The following is a 14,097-nucleotide window of genomic DNA, read 5'->3' as shown; positions in this document are numbered from 1 at the left end:
TTAGCAAGGCCTTATAATTTGTAATATGCAGTAACACATTAAAATGCTAAACAAATTAATCATTATCCCTCACTGCAAACTCCTCTTCTACCTGCCAAACGGCAAAACCCGTTATCCAAAAACGGATAACGGGTTTTGCAATGAAAATCTGGCGCACCCGACTGGGATCGAACCAGCGACCTTCAGCTTCGGAAACTGACGCTCTTCCAACTGAGCTACGGGTACGAAAAGGCGAAGATTAACCGAAAACCGGCATTTTGGCAAAAATTTATTGGCCCCTGTCGCTGCAAGCCAGATTTTAAAACGTTGCGCAGGTGCGATACCGTAGGTAATAATTAGGATTTTTTTGAGATAAGCCAAACTTAAACGATTGGAAAACCCAACTGAATTCAGTATAATCCAGCAAAATATTGTTAATACAATTTAACATACCAATAATATTATTCGTCCAATACCCATCGGCGAGGCCAAACCACATGAACCATACAACCAAACAAAGTGTCCGCGGATCCGCAGCATTTACTCTGATCAGCGGCATTGTTATCCTTCTGGCAGTTTTGTTTTTTCTAGTCAAGCTGGCCACCAGCGGCTATTACGGCGACGTCGGGGAAACCACTGAGGCCGCCATCGCCACCCGTATTCTGCCCACCGGCAACATTACTATGGGCGACGGCGTTCCCGTAGGTATGCGCCAAGGCGATAAAATCTTCCAAAAAGTATGTTCCCAATGCCATGCGGCCGATAGCTCTGTTGCCGTAGCACCCAAAGTAACCCACAATGCAGACTGGGCTCCACGCATTGCAAAAGGTTTCGACACCTTGTTTGACCACGCATTGCACGGCTTTAACAACATGCCGGCCAAAGGCGGCGCCAGCGACTTGACCGATGACGAGCTGAAACGTGCCATTGCTTATATGGCGAATCAATCCGGCGGTCATTTCGAAGCACCACCCGTTGCTGCTTCCGGAGCCGCATCAGGCGCTGCCTCTGCTGCATCAGGCGTTGCTTCCGCCGCTGCATCAAACGCCGGTGCTTCCGCTGCAAAAAAATAATGATTGCATTTATAAACGAGCGTACCTTTAAGGTACGCTTTTTGCTTTACAGACTTGATGCCTGTCTGAAAACAGGTTTATCCTTTTTCAGACAGGCATTCCAATCCAAGACAATATGAACGACACCCAACTTTATATCGGCATTATGTCCGGCACCAGCATGGATGGTGCCGATGCCGTACTCATCCGCATGAAAGGCATGCAATGGCAGGCCGCCGAAGCGCATGCCTTCACTCCTTATCCGAATTTGTTGAAACAAGCTTTGCTCGATTTGCAAAACGTCGGAACAAACGAGCTGCATCGCAGCAGGCTGTTGGCTCAAGAGCTCAGCCTGCTATATGCCGACACGGTTCGCCGGCTTCTCACACAAACCGCTCTGCCGCCATCGGCCATTACCGCCATCGGCTGCCACGGCCAAACCGTGCGCCATGCCCCCGAAGCGGCCTACAGCATACAACTTGCCGAACTACCCCTGCTAGCGGAACAAACCGGCATTTTTACCATTGGCGATTTCCGCAGCCGCGATTTAGCGGCGGGCGGGCAAGGCGCACCGCTGGTGCCCGCTTTTCATGAAGCCTTGTTCAAATCCGAATCGGAAACCCGAGTGGTGCTCAATATCGGCGGCATTGCCAATATCAGCATTTTACCGCCAGCAGTTCCTGCTTTCGGCTTCGATACAGGCCCCGGCAACATGCTGATGGATGCATGGGTTTACCACATATGGCAACAACCTTACGACCGAAACGGCGAACAAGCCGCTCAAGGCAAAGTATTGAATGATTTGCTCGCCAAATTGTCGGCTCATCCCTATTTTCAACTTCCGCCGCCCAAAAGCACCGGCCGCGAGCTGTTCGCGCTAGACTGGCTGCAAGCCTATCTCACAGGCAACGAAAATCCCAACGATGTGCTGCGCACCTTGCTCGAATTAAGCGCTCGCAGCATCGCCGAAGCCATACGCCGATATGCGCCCGACGCACGCCATGTTTACACCGGCGGCGGCGGCATACGCAACGGCTTATTGATGCAGACGCTGCAAAACCTGATGCAGCCCGACGGCATCCACTTACACAGCACCGCCGAACTGCGGCTTGATCCGCAATGGCTGGAAGCCGCCGCCTTCGGCTGGCTGGCCGCCTGCTGGATTCACCGCATACCGGGCAATCCGCACCATGCCACCGACGCGCGCAAACCGTGTATTTTGGGCGCCGGGCATTACGCCTGAAATGCCTGTCTGAACGCCTCATTCATGTTTCAGACAGGCATGGTTTCGGCGGATATTGTATAATCCGCCCTATTATTTCATTTGACTCCCAATACTGCCGTTCACAAAACCATCCGAACCGCAGCAAAGCCCGTAAGTTGAAACAGGCATCCGCATTAACCGCAAATATTTATGGCAAACACATCACCTCAAAACCCGAAATCCAGCCACGGCAAAGCCACGCGAAAATCAGTCACCTCGCCCAAACCGCAGGCTGAAAAACCGTTGCCGAAAAGCAAAACGCCCGCCAAGCCGCCCAAGCGCCCCAGTAAAGGCGTTGTGAATAACCAAGAAAAAAACAAGCGTAACGAACACATTGCCAACCTGATCAGCGATACCCTTTGGCTGCTGGGGCTGGTAGCCGCTATTTACATCGCCGTTTCCCTGCTCAGCTTTTCCATGACCGACCCTGCTTGGTCGCGCAGCGTGGCCGCTTCAGGTGAAATTCGCAATATGGGAGGGTTGTTCGGCGCCTATTTTTCCGATATCTGCTATTACCTGTTCGGGCTTTCTTTCTGGTGGTTTGTCGTAGCCGGCTTGGTGTTTCTGGCTAAAAACTTCCGCCCGCTGCAAAAGCCGGATTACAAACCTTACAATACAGGTATCGCGCTGGCGGCGCTGGCCGTTTTATTGATTTGCAGCCCGGTTTTGGAAGTGTTCTTGTTAAAAAAAGAACTCTCTGACGAATTGCCCATCGGCGCCGGCGGCCTGTTCGGCTCGTTTATCGCTTCAGGTATGAGCTGGCTACTGGGCAATACCGGCAGCTTATTGATTACCTTGGTTATTCTCCTATTGGCCTTATCGCTGCTGATACAAGTTTCCTGGCTTGATATGATGGAGAAAACCGGCCAGAAAATGGAATGGGCATGGACCAAGTTCCGCCGCCGCAAAAACGGCTACCTCACAGAAATGCCCGATGCCAAAACCACCCGCCGCATGGTGCGCGAGGCCGAGCAGATTACCGCCGAGCCGGCGCCTTTGCTGGAAAACAGCAGCAGCAACCGCAAAGTCGTACCCGTTTCGCTGGCGCCGCCGCCCGCGCCCGTTCAAACAGCCTTATTCGACGAAAAAGGCAAGGCCGCCGAACCGGCCCCGCCGGGCGAATATGCCAAACCGACCCTGCATCTGCTCAGCACACCGAAAGGCGATGTACCGCCGCCCAATCCTGAAACCTTGCAGCAAACCGCAGAACGCATCGAAGCGAAACTGTTGGAATTCGGTATTGAAGTACAAGTAGTCAGCGCTACGGCCGGCCCGGTTATCACACGCTTTGAAATCGAACCGGCGCAAGGCGTGAAAGGTAGCCAAATCGTCAACCTTTCCAAAGACTTGGCTCGTTCGCTGACCATGCAGTCGATCAGAGTGGTGGAAACCATTCCCGGCAAAAGTACGATGGGCATCGAAATTCCGAACGAGCGTCGGCAGGAAGTGTTATTGCAAGAAATCTTCTCCTCCGCCGTATTCAACGATGCCAAATCCAAGCTGACCGTTGCGCTGGGGAAAGACATCGCGGGCGTGCCGGTGGTGGGCGACTTGGCGAAAATGCCGCATCTTCTGGTGGGCGGCATGACCGGCTCCGGTAAATCGGTGGGTGTGAACGCTATGATTATGTCGATGCTGTTTAAAGCCACGCCGGAAGAAGTCCGCTTTATCATGATTGACCCGAAAATGCTGGAATTAAGCGTTTACGACGGCATTCCCCACTTGCTCTGCCCGGTTGTTACCGATATGCGCGAAGCCGGCCAAGCGTTGAATTGGTGCGTCACCGAAATGGAAAAACGCTATCGTCTGCTCTCGCATGTGGGCGTACGCAATCTGGAAGGGTTTAATAAGAAGGTGGAAGAAGCCAAGGCCAGCGGCAAACCGCTGCCCAATCCGTTCAGCCTAAATCCCGACAATCCTGAGCCTTTGGAAAAACTGCCCTTGATTGTGGTGGTCATCGACGAATTAGCCGATTTGATGATGACCGAACGCAAAGCGGTTGAGCAGCAAATCGCCCGCTTGGCTCAAAAAGCCCGTGCCGCAGGCATTCATATGATTGTGGCCACCCAGCGTCCGAGCGTAGACGTGATTACCGGCTTAATTAAAGCCAACATCCCGACCCGCATGGCGTTTACCGTACAAAGTAAAATCGACAGCCGCACCATTCTCGATCAAATGGGCGCGGAAGATTTGCTCAAATACGGCGACTTACTGTTTCTGCAACCGGGCAACGCCGAACCAACCCGCCTGCAAGGCGCTTTCGTGTCTGACCAAGAAGTGCACGAAGTGGTTTCCCACATCAAGCGCCAAGCGCCGGCCAACTATATTGAAGGCCTGCTGACCGGCGAGGCGGCTCTGGAAACCACCAACGTAGTCAACCCGAATGCCAATAGCGACGAATTATTTGACCAAGCGGTTGCGTTCGTACTCGAAACGCGCAAAACATCCATCTCGTCGCTCCAGCGTCATTTACGCATCGGCTACAACCGCGCCGCCAATCTGGTACAGGCTCTTGAAGAGGCCGGCGTGCTCTCCGGAGCCGATTCCAGCGGTACACGCAAAATTCTGGCTCAAAAAGACAATCTATAAACAAAGCCTGTCTGAAAACCGTTCTATTTTTCAGACAGGCCTATAAAAACAACCCTCTGCCCCAACCTATTCCAATACATAAAACGGCCTTAAACCATCACACCCGATTGAACCTAACAGATGCCCGGCAGTCCAACAACGGTAAAAGGAGTATTGCCTCTAATGAAATACAGATATTTAACCCCCATTCTCATGACGCTTGCCCTCGCCGCTTGCGGCGGACAGCACGACAACGAACTTTCTTCATCAGAAGAGCAGGCACAAATGGAAAATGCCAGCAATTATGCCGCTTATGCCGACGCTTCCGCCCCGCCACCCGACACGTTGCCCGACGATTACGCTTCCGGCGAAAACGCACCGCAAGAGCAGGAACCCGGGTTGCCCGCCAACCGCACCGCCGATTATCACGCAACAGATAAAACCAGCGCCCACGCCGTATACGACAGCACGGGCGACATGCCGGTTGTTCGTTTGAAAATCAACGGCCAGGCCGAAGCCGTTTTGAAACAAACCGATGCCCTGCCCCAAGGCGCAGTTTACAGCGACGGCAACATCACATGGGAAACCGACGGCACCAGTGCCGAATTGACTCAAAACGGCAAAACCCTCCACTTTACCGAGCATGCCGCCCACGGCAAACCGGCTCATGCCGCATCCGCCGCTGCAGGTAAATAACCCCTATTTCAGACAGGCATGCCTGTCTGAAAAGCGTTCGGGAACAAGCAGAAAGCAGGATTCGCTTCCATATAAAGGAACTTTTTCCCGATTATCTTTACTAACTTCCCAATTCATTCCTAAATTAACGACACGGAGTACACAATGAAATCACTGAAAACCCTCGTACCTGCTGCCTTGCTGATGGCCTCTTTGAGCGCTTGCTCTGCTTTCGGTAAAAAAGAAGAACCCAAAGCAGAACCCGCTCCGGCACAAGCTGCCTCCGCTCCGGCACCTCAAGCACCGGCCCAGCCGAAAACCGTTACCGTAGATTCGATTGACGGTAAAAAAGAAGTGGCCTACAAATGCGGTGACAAAGGCCAGAATAAATTGAATGTGATGTACGGCTTCAAAGGCAACGATGTTGTGGTTGCCCAAGTTAAATACCAAGGCAAACTGTCGCCCAATCTGATGCGCGTTGTAGACGATAACGACAGCAACAGCTTCTTCGGCAACGGCATCCGCTGGACTGCCGGCAAAGCCGACGCATCCAACGTCGACCAAGTCGACGGCAACATGCTGACTCAAGAAGCGGTAGAAACCGTTAACGGCCAACAAACGCCTGTTTCGCAAATCGTGACTAAATCTTGCGTGTTGGATAAATCAGCTTCTGGCAAATTGAATCAAGCCGAAGCACCGGCCAAAGCGAAAAAAGCAGCTAAAGCAAAAAAAGCCAAACGCTAAATAACCGAAGCGCAGGTTAATCCAGCGCGCAAAAATGCCTGTCTGAAATATTCAGACAGGCATTTTTATTTAACACATACCCGTCGTTGCTTAATGATAAGCCCGCGACAATTCATGCACTTTCTCAACCAACGCCTGCACATGCTCGGGCGGCGTAAATTGATTGATGCCGTGCCCCAAGTTAAACACATGGCCGCTGCCGTTGCCGTAGCCAGATAAAATTCGCGCCACTTCCGTTTCAATACTCTCAGGCGTTCCGAACAAAGCAAACGGATCGAAATTGCCCTGCAAAGCCACCTCACCGCCCACGCGACGGCGCGCTTGAGCGATATCGCATGTCCAATCCAGCCCCAACGCATCGGCACCCGACTGCGCCATGGCTTCCAGCCACAAGCCGCCGCCTTTGGTAAACAAAATCACCGGCACGCGCCGCCCTTCATACTCGCGCTTCAAGCCGGCGACAATCTGCCGCATATAAGACAAGCTGAACGTTTCAAACGCCTCATGCGTCAACACGCCGCCCCACGTATCGAAAATCTGCACGGCTTGTGCCCCCGCGGCAATCTGCTCGTTCAAATAAGCCGTAACCGCCTCCGCGTTCACCTGTAAAATCCGGTGCAGCAAATCCGGTCGGGCATACATCATGGATTTAACCGTACGAAACTCACGGCTGCCGCCACCTTCAATCATATAACAAGCCAAAGTAAACGGGCTGCCGGAAAAACCGATCAAAGGCACCCGCCCGTTCAAAGCCTTGCGGATGGAAGCAACCGCATCGAACACATATTGCAGCTTAGCCATATCCGGCGCGCGTAGGGCCAAAATATCCCGCTCTTCCCGCAAAGGGCGCTCGAATCGCGGCCCTTCTCCTTCGGCAAAATACAACCCCAAATCCATCGCATCGGGCACGGTCAGAATATCGGAAAACAAAATCGCCGCATCAAGCGCAAAGCGGTCTAACGGCTGAATGGTTACCTCGGTCGCCAACTCGGTGTTTTTACACAAATCCAGAAAACTGCCGGCCTTGGCGCGCGTTTCCTTATATTCAGGCAGATAGCGCCCTGCCTGCCGCATCAGCCAAACCGGCGTATAATCCACCGGCTCTTTCAACAAAGCGCGTAGAAAAGTATCGTTTTTAAGCTGGCTCATTATTTATTTTCCCAACATGATTAAACAGGCCGCATCATAACATATGCCTGTCTGAAAAAAGCCGGCACGCCCTGTTTTTCAAGAAAAAAGTTGACGTTATCTCAAAATAACTGTATATTTTCGCGCTTCCCGCGCCCATCGTCTAGAGGCCTAGGACACTGCCCTTTCACGGCGGCAACCGGGGTTCGAATCCCCGTGGGCGTGCCAGAATGCCAACCCTCCGAACCGTCGTTTCGGGGGTTTGTTTTTTCCGGCTTGCGTTTCAGACAGGCATTGACACCGCCTTCACCCTATTTCGGCCCATTCCGCTTATGACCCCTATTCTCGTTCTCCAACATCCCGACATCGCCACTTGCGATTTAAGCAGCCTGAAAAACCTGCCCTCGCCTACTGTTTCCACCCCCAACAACCTGCGCATTCCCGTACCTGCCGGCTTCAGCCTGCCGCAAGATGCCGCATCTTCACTGAATGCCCAGAAAATCGATTTCGCCGTGTTGCCGGATATGCGGTTCGACCAATTAGGGCTGATTGTCAGCGATATGGATTCAACGTTGATTACCATTGAATGTATCGACGAAATTGCTGCATGCGCCGGCTTGAAAAACCAGGTAGCCGCCATAACCGAGCGCGCCATGCGCGGCGAACTGGATTTCACGCAATCCCTGCATCAGCGCGTCGGCCTGCTCAAAGGCCTGCCGGAGAGCGTATTGCAGCAAGTATACGAGCACGCATTGCAGCTTTCACCCGGAGCGGAATATCTGATATCCGAATGCAAAAAACACGCAGTGAAGTTCATGTTGGTATCCGGCGGCTTTACCTTTTTTACCGACCACCTGCAAACCCGCCTTGGCCTTGATTACACCTACGCTAACCAACTGGAAACAGATAACGGCATTCTGACCGGCCGAGTGAGCGGCCGCATTATCGACGCCCGCGCCAAAGCCGATTTGCTGGCCGAATATCGCGACAAGCTCGGCCTGCATAAACATCAAGTATTGGCTATGGGCGACGGCGCCAACGACATTCCCATGCTGGAGGCCGCCGGCATCGGCGTGGCTTACCGAGCCAAACCGAAAACACAAAGCCATGCCGATGCCTGCATCAACCATCACGGCTTGGAAGCCGTACGCGGCTGGTTTATTTAACCGATTCGGTTTACGCAAAGTAAAAGCCTGTCTGAAACATATTTCAGACAGGCTTTTTTTAGCCATACAGTTGAAATTACAACAAGCCCTGCTTAGCTAAAGCCTGCCGCACGCCTTCATCCGCTTCCATCCGCTCATAGAATCCGGCAAACGCAGGGTAAGCGCTCAAGTCCAAGCCCAAAGCGCCTGCCCAACGCAACGTCACATAAAGATACACATCGGCAATCGTTTTCTCGCCGGTCAGAAAATCCTGCTGCGCCAATACCTCATGCGGATAAGCATAAAGCGTCGTTACCTTGCCTGCTGCAACAGCGCGCAATTTTGCCTGCTCTTCCTCGCCATCCACAAAACGTTGCGGCGCAAACAAAGGCGAAAAAGAAGGATGCAAATCGGCATTGATAAAGCCGAGCCATTGATACACTTTCGCCCGCTTCTGTTTATCATCAGAGCCCAAAATACCGGCCTGAGGATAAAGATCGTTTAGATAGGCCAAAATCGCAATATTTTGCGACAACGACCAATCACCTTCTTGCAATACCGGCACACTCCCCATCGGGTTCAACGCCAAAAATTCAGGCGATTTCAATTTATCGCGCGGCACTTCCACCGCCTGATAATCCGCTCCCGACCACTCCAGCGCAGTATGCGGCACCAACGAGCAAGCACCCGGCAAATAATATAGATTCAGCATGTTTTTTGCTCCTTTGTTATTCGAATCGTTCAAAGCCGCGTATTTTACACCAACGGCATGTTGTCGGAGGTAATTATTAAATCCGTTTATCTGATATTTATCACTTTCGTAAACTATATTTTACAATAGTATTTATTCATAATTAAAATAACATAAGTTACATCATAAAATACAAAACGTCGAAAGCGCATATCATGAAAAATCTATATGACTTACTCAACCTGCCCGCAGGTGCCGATTCCAAACAAGTCAGCCGTGCCATGCTGCATGCCGCCGAACAAGAATTACTGTCGCTACGCCAATTGAGGGAAATCCGTGACACCTTATCCACGCCGGTTGCCAAAGCCGAATACGACGTCAAATTATTCCAAACCTATCCCGAACTCTGGGAAAAAATAAACCATCCCGAGCCAAAACCGACTCCATCCGACGACAGCCCCAACGAAAACGACTATCTGATTTTTGTCAACGAACCGCCTCCCTCCGCTCACGAGAAACAAATCGAGCGCATGCACACCGTCAACAAATCGCTCTATATCATCAGCGGTTTTTTCGGCGGCGCACTTGGCCTGCACCATTTACTGGTCGGCGACCGACTACTGGTCGGCGACCGACTGGCGGCCGTCATCCATTTGGTGCTTTCCCTAACCATCATCGGCCTGCCCGTTATGTTTTTCAAATCCCTGTTTGATATTTACCGCGCCGCCGCCCATATCCCCGACGAACACGGCATGATTCACATCTAAACCCGCCACATCAAAATGCCTGTCTGAAAATATAAAACGCCCTTTTATATTTTCAGACAGGCATTTGTTATAATAAATATTTACTCGGCAATCCCCGTTATGCAACTGCTCAAATACCTACAGGCCCAAGGGCTCGGCAGCCGCAAAAGCTGCCAATGGCTGATTGAAAACGATTGCGTCGAAATCAACGGCGCCATCGCCAATCAGCCCCGAAGCATCGTCTGCCCAAACGAAATACAAAGCCTCACGATAGACGGCCAAGCCATTACCGTTGTGCCACTCCCATATTTCTACATTCTGCTCAACAAACCCGAAAATTACGAAACCTCGCACAAACCGCGCGACTACCCCAGCATCTTCAGCCTGTTTCCCGACCACATGCGGCAAATCGGCATGCAAGCCGTCGGCCGTTTAGATGCCGACACCACCGGCGTTTTGCTCATCACCAACGACGGGCATTTCAACCATAAAATGACTTCGCCCAAGCATAAAGTCGCCAAACGCTATCGGGCAACGCTCAAACATCCCGCTGACTCTCATTTATGCGAAAGCTTAAAAAGCGGGGTTTTACTACACGATGAAAACGAAACCGTTGCCGCTGCCGATGCCGAACTCAGCGATCCAACAACCTTATTGCTGACCATTACCGAAGGCAAATATCATCAAGTCAAGCGCATGGTGGCCGCCGCAGGCAACCGCGTAGAAAAACTTCACAGATTGAATTTCGGCAAATGGGATACCGAAAATCTCACCTCCGGTCAATGGCGGTTCATCACACCGGAATAGAATTCAAATTCTATAATTAATTATTTTTCAATATGTTATTATTACAAATATCCTATTTACATTATTTAACATATATCTTTGGAACTATATTGAAACGCCCCTGTCTTAACAACACTTACTTTTCATAGAGTAAGTAAGTGAGTAAGACGTTTTCCCCGTAATGTGTTTGGCCATCTATACTTTCCCCTTGGTATAGATGGTTTTTTTTATCTAAAATTTCAGCTACACCACGGCTTTTTTTATTTATTCACTCAATCAAAAGCCGGCTTCATACAAAGTGTGTTTATTTACGCACAATCAAAATACCGCTTGTCAAAAATCAAAGCCTTTAAGGTTTTTTTTCCCGATTATTCGGGAACTAATTTATTATGCGCCCTGTCTGATAGACATTACTTGCTACCGCAAGTAAGTGAGTAAGACGTTTTCCCCGTAATGTGTTTGGCCATCTATTTCAATTCCCTTGACTTAGATGGCGTTTTTTTTACCGATTTTCAGTAACTATTTTCAGATAAGCATTCGGATTTCACACTTCGGCCGCCCATTCTAGAAATTCCCACCGACAGCAAGCCGAATCAGTTAAAATAACGCTCCCGATTACACGGTTTACACCATGAATAAACCAAAACTCTCGAACACACACTATTGGCTGCTTGCCGTTACAGCCATCATACTGGATCAACTCAGTAAAACGGCTATTTTGAAATTTTTTCAAGAATACGAACGGGTCAATATCATCCCCGGTTTTTTCGATCTGACACGCGTTTATAATACAGGCGCGGCATTCAGCTTTTTAGCAGATGCCGGAGGCTGGCAGAAATTTTTCTTTATCGGTCTGGCTGCCGTTATTTGCGGCTGGCTGATCCGCGAAATCATCCGCAACCAATTCGGTACTTGGGGTAAAACCGGCGCGGCTATGGTTATCGGCGGCGCCATCGGTAATGTTGCCGACCGACTACAACACGGCCATGTCATTGACTATTTGTTATTTTATTGGAAAGATTGGTTTTATCCCGCCTTCAACGTGGCCGACAGCTTTATCGTGGTCGGCGCGGCATTGTTGGTATTAGACGGCCTTAGAAACAATAAAAAAGAATCCGCCGCCCAAAAAGCGGAACATTCTTCCTGATTTTCAGAAACATGCACATCATGACAAACAAAACCATCATGTTGGCCAACCCGCGCGGCTTTTGCGCCGGAGTTGACCGCGCCATCAGCATCGTCGAGCGCGCGCTTGAGGAATTCGGCGCCCCGATTTATGTTCGCCACGAAGTGGTGCACAATAAATTCGTGGTTGATAACTTGCGCGAAAAAGGCGCGATTTTTATTGAAGATTTGGCCGACGTTCCCGCCGGTGCAACGCTGATTTACTCGGCACACGGCGTATCCAAAGCCGTGCAAGACGAAGCAGCAGCACGCGGCTTTCAAGTATTTGATGCGACTTGCCCTTTGGTTACCAAAGTGCATAAAGAAGTGGCCCGGCTGGACGAGCAAGGTTATCAGATTATCATGATCGGCCATTCAGGCCACCCCGAAGTGGAAGGCACGATGGGCCAACTGTCGGAAGGCGCCATGCTGTTGGTGGAAACGGTGGACGATGTGCACAAACTGCAAGTCGACAATCCCGACAAACTCTCTCATGTCAGCCAAACCACCCTTTCGGTAGACGAAACGAAAGACATCATCGAAGCACTCAAAGTGCGTTTTCCCAACATCCGCAGCCCGCACAAAGAAGATATTTGTTATGCCACCACCAACCGTCAAGAAGCGGTAAAAAATCTGGCGGCAGAATGCGATATCGTGATTGTGGTCGGTTCGCCCAATTCTTCCAACAGCAACCGTTTGCGCGAAGTGGCCAAATTGCGCGGTGTTGATGCCTATATGGTCGACAATGCCACCTATCTGCAACAGGAATGGTTTCATGGAAAAAACAAAGTCGGCATTACTGCCGGCGCCTCCGCACCGGAAATATTGGTGAAAGAAGTTATCCAAACCATTCAAGACTGGGGGCACCAAACCGTGCAGGAAGGCGAGGGAGTGGAAGAAAGCATCATATTCGTTTTACCAAAAGCGCTGAGAAAATAAACCTGCATTCCCGCCATGAACAAATGCCTGTCTGAAATATTCAGACAGGCATTGTTTGCGTTAGTCTACTGCTTAGAAAGGTCGCACAGGCAAACCGAACATTGCGCGCGCGGTATTCAACATCTGGCAGCTAAAGCCCCATTCATTGTCATACCATGCAAACACTTTAACCGCATTACCGTCAACTACTTTAGTCAGCGTGGCATCGAATACGCTGGCTTGCGTGGTGTGATTGAAGTCCATCGAAACCAGAGGCAGCGTGTTATAACCCAGCACGCCTTTCATCTCCCCTTCCGAAGCCGCTTTCACAATTTGGTTTACCTCTTCCACGGTCGTATCGCGCGCAGCGGTAAAGCTTAGGTCAACCAAAGATACGTTGACCGTCGGCACACGAATAGCCCAACCGTCCAACTTACCTTTCAAAGAGGGCAACACCAAACCTACCGCCTTGGCCGCGCCGGTTTTGGTAGGAATCATGTTTTCCACACCGCTGCGGGCACGGCGCAAGTCTTTATGCCGCACGTCGGTTACCGTTTGGTCATTGGTCAGCGCGTGAATGGTGGTTACCAAGCCTTTCTCAATACCCAGACCATCGTTCAGTGCCTTGGCAACCGGAGCCAAGCAGTTGGTGGTACAAGAGGCATTGGAAACCACCATCATTTCGGGCGTCAGCACATCATGATTCACGCCATACACCACGGTTGCATCCACATCCGCTTCGCCCGGAGCGGAAATCAATACTTTCTTAGCGCCCGCTTCCAGATGCACTTGTGCTTTGGATTTACTGGTAAACGCACCGGTACATTCCAACACCAAATCAACTTCCAAATCTTTCCACGGCAATTCAAGCGGGTTGCGCGTAGAAAAAAAGGCAATCGGCTTGCCGTTGATAATCAGATGCTGGGCATCATGCACCACATCAGCATTAAACCGACCATGAACGGTATCGAAAATCGTCAAATGCGTGTTGGTTTCCAGCGAGCCGCTGGCGTTAATCGCCACCACTTCCAGCTGATCTTCCAATTGATAATCATAAATTGCGCGTAATACTTGGCGTCCTATGCGGCCATAACCATTAATGGCAACTTTAATGCCCATTGTGTATTTCCTTTTTTGATTTTGTTGATTTTCTGATTGACAAAAAATTGACCGCCTTTCGCGGCTGCGCGCATTATAATAAAAATATGTAGTTTAATGTAGTCTTAAAATTTGAGTA

General features: G+C 50.7%; 12 protein-coding genes, 2 tRNA genes and 1 pseudogene. 11 read left to right on the top strand and 4 right to left on the bottom strand.

The features are described from left to right. Window positions 1-149: 149 nt before the first annotated feature. A tRNA-Arg gene (locus Q4A84_RS03435) sits at window positions 150-225 on the bottom strand. Window positions 226-476: 251 nt separating this feature from the next. Here Q4A84_RS03435 and Q4A84_RS03430 point away from each other — a divergent pair. From Q4A84_RS03430 to Q4A84_RS03410, 5 genes and pseudogenes are all read left to right on the top strand, one after another. Beyond that, window positions 477-1,040: pseudogene (locus Q4A84_RS03430) on the top strand (cytochrome c5 family protein); the annotation flags it as partial. A 127-nt stretch (window positions 1,041-1,167) separates the two neighbouring features. After that, entirely contained in the window at window positions 1,168-2,274 is a 1,107-nt protein-coding gene (locus Q4A84_RS03425) for an anhydro-N-acetylmuramic acid kinase (protein WP_303087530.1), read from the top strand. Between the two features lie 171 nt (window positions 2,275-2,445). Beyond that, window positions 2,446-4,884, top strand: a complete 2,439-nt coding sequence (locus Q4A84_RS03420; protein WP_303087529.1) for a DNA translocase FtsK — start codon at window positions 2,446-2,448, stop codon at window positions 4,882-4,884. Window positions 4,885-5,046: 162 nt separating this feature from the next. Further along, a complete protein-coding gene (locus Q4A84_RS03415) occupies window positions 5,047-5,559 on the top strand; it encodes a hypothetical protein (RefSeq protein WP_303087528.1) in 513 nt (170 codons plus the stop codon). Window positions 5,560-5,703: 144 nt separating this feature from the next. Further along, window positions 5,704-6,282 (top strand): hypothetical protein, encoded by a 579-nt coding sequence (locus Q4A84_RS03410; protein WP_303087527.1) that lies wholly within the window; start codon window positions 5,704-5,706, stop codon window positions 6,280-6,282. A gap of 90 nt (window positions 6,283-6,372) precedes the next feature. On the opposite strand, the gene hemE is transcribed toward Q4A84_RS03410, so the two are convergent. Next, a complete protein-coding gene (hemE, locus tag Q4A84_RS03405) occupies window positions 6,373-7,431 on the bottom strand; it encodes a uroporphyrinogen decarboxylase (protein ID WP_303087526.1) in 1,059 nt (352 codons plus the stop codon). 131 nt (window positions 7,432-7,562) lie between these two features. Between hemE and Q4A84_RS03400 the strand changes: the two genes are divergently transcribed. Continuing rightward, a tRNA-Glu gene (locus Q4A84_RS03400) sits at window positions 7,563-7,638 on the top strand. Window positions 7,639-7,742: 104 nt separating this feature from the next. Then, a complete protein-coding gene (serB, locus tag Q4A84_RS03395) occupies window positions 7,743-8,576 on the top strand; it encodes a phosphoserine phosphatase SerB (RefSeq protein ID WP_303087525.1) in 834 nt (277 codons plus the stop codon). Between the two features lie 76 nt (window positions 8,577-8,652). Here serB and Q4A84_RS03390 read toward each other — a convergent pair whose 3' ends face one another. Further along, complete coding sequence (locus Q4A84_RS03390) at window positions 8,653-9,267, bottom strand: glutathione S-transferase family protein (protein ID WP_303087524.1); 615 nt, start codon at window positions 9,265-9,267, stop codon at window positions 8,653-8,655. A gap of 194 nt (window positions 9,268-9,461) precedes the next feature. Between Q4A84_RS03390 and Q4A84_RS03385 the strand changes: the two genes are divergently transcribed. The 4 genes from Q4A84_RS03385 (at window position 9,462) to ispH (ending at window position 12,881) form a co-directional block, all read left to right on the top strand. After that, window positions 9,462-10,013: a hypothetical protein gene (locus Q4A84_RS03385; protein WP_303087523.1), complete on the top strand. Its 552-nt coding sequence runs from the start codon at window positions 9,462-9,464 to the stop codon at window positions 10,011-10,013. A 99-nt stretch (window positions 10,014-10,112) separates the two neighbouring features. After that, on the top strand, window positions 10,113-10,799 hold the full coding sequence (locus Q4A84_RS03380; protein WP_303087522.1) for a 16S rRNA pseudouridine(516) synthase: 687 nt from the start codon (window positions 10,113-10,115) through the stop codon (window positions 10,797-10,799). A 610-nt stretch (window positions 10,800-11,409) separates the two neighbouring features. Beyond that, the gene (gene lspA, locus Q4A84_RS03375; protein ID WP_303087521.1) at window positions 11,410-11,925 is read left to right on the top strand and encodes a signal peptidase II; all 516 of its coding nucleotides are present in this window, start codon (window positions 11,410-11,412) and stop codon (window positions 11,923-11,925) included. Window positions 11,926-11,945: 20 nt separating this feature from the next. Then, window positions 11,946-12,881 carry a 4-hydroxy-3-methylbut-2-enyl diphosphate reductase gene (ispH, locus tag Q4A84_RS03370; protein ID WP_303087520.1) on the top strand — a complete coding sequence of 312 codons (936 nt, stop codon included), beginning with the start codon at window positions 11,946-11,948 and terminating at the stop codon, window positions 12,879-12,881. A gap of 72 nt (window positions 12,882-12,953) precedes the next feature. Here ispH and gap read toward each other — a convergent pair whose 3' ends face one another. Next, a complete protein-coding gene (gene gap, locus Q4A84_RS03365) occupies window positions 12,954-13,979 on the bottom strand; it encodes a type I glyceraldehyde-3-phosphate dehydrogenase (RefSeq protein ID WP_303087519.1) in 1,026 nt (341 codons plus the stop codon). Between the last annotated feature and the right edge of the window lie 118 nt (window positions 13,980-14,097).

The organism is Neisseria sp. (assembly GCF_030527965.1).
Classification (GTDB): Bacteria; Pseudomonadota; Gammaproteobacteria; order Burkholderiales; family Neisseriaceae; genus Neisseria.
Note: the sequence above shows the minus strand (reverse complement) of the source record. Positions and strands in the feature narration are given on the sequence as shown.

Bases quoted from the DNA above. Each gene is read 5' to 3' on its own strand.
- Q4A84_RS03425 (WP_303087530.1), top strand. From the start codon at position 1,168: ATGAACGACACCCAACTTTATATCGGCATTATGTCCGGCACCAGCATG.
- ispH (WP_303087520.1), top strand. From the start codon at position 11,946: ATGACAAACAAAACCATCATGTTGGCCAACCCGCGCGGCTTTTGCGCC.
- Q4A84_RS03380 (WP_303087522.1), top strand. From the start codon at position 10,113: ATGCAACTGCTCAAATACCTACAGGCCCAAGGGCTCGGCAGCCGCAAA.
- Q4A84_RS03420 (WP_303087529.1), top strand. From the start codon at position 2,446: ATGGCAAACACATCACCTCAAAACCCGAAATCCAGCCACGGCAAAGCC.
- Q4A84_RS03390 (WP_303087524.1), bottom strand. From the start codon at position 9,267: ATGCTGAATCTATATTATTTGCCGGGTGCTTGCTCGTTGGTGCCGCAT.
- Q4A84_RS03415 (WP_303087528.1), top strand. From the start codon at position 5,047: ATGAAATACAGATATTTAACCCCCATTCTCATGACGCTTGCCCTCGCC.
- hemE (WP_303087526.1), bottom strand. From the start codon at position 7,431: ATGAGCCAGCTTAAAAACGATACTTTTCTACGCGCTTTGTTGAAAGAG.
- serB (WP_303087525.1), top strand. From the start codon at position 7,743: ATGACCCCTATTCTCGTTCTCCAACATCCCGACATCGCCACTTGCGAT.
- gap (WP_303087519.1), bottom strand. From the start codon at position 13,979: ATGGGCATTAAAGTTGCCATTAATGGTTATGGCCGCATAGGACGCCAA.
- Q4A84_RS03410 (WP_303087527.1), top strand. From the start codon at position 5,704: ATGAAATCACTGAAAACCCTCGTACCTGCTGCCTTGCTGATGGCCTCT.
- Q4A84_RS03385 (WP_303087523.1), top strand. From the start codon at position 9,462: ATGAAAAATCTATATGACTTACTCAACCTGCCCGCAGGTGCCGATTCC.
- lspA (WP_303087521.1), top strand. From the start codon at position 11,410: ATGAATAAACCAAAACTCTCGAACACACACTATTGGCTGCTTGCCGTT.